Here is a 257-nt window from a genome sequence, read left to right on the forward strand (position 1 = left end):
GGCTGACGCCGTCCTTGTCGATGTTGAGCAATTGGTGGTTGGACAGGATCACGGGCAGCGTCGGGTTGCGCCGGATCACGTCGCGCGCCCACGCGATCGCCGCATCCGAGATGCGCCACGACAGCGACAGCACCATGAACTCGACGCCGTGCGCCTTGAACACATGCGCCTCATGGAAACCGCTGCTGTCGCGCTCGCGGAACGTCGCCTGCGTCGCGGCGCGGTTTTTCGGAAACCATTGGAGGTACGGCTCCGCG

1 protein-coding gene is annotated in these 257 nt (G+C 65.4%); it reads right to left on the bottom strand.

Going from position 1 to position 257, the window contains the following annotated elements:
- Window positions 1-257 (bottom strand): metallophosphoesterase family protein (locus AC0IYH_RS32545; RefSeq protein ID WP_471838479.1); only part of this gene is annotated, 257 nt, incomplete at both ends.

Source organism: Pseudomonas sp. AC463 (genome assembly GCF_979253585.1).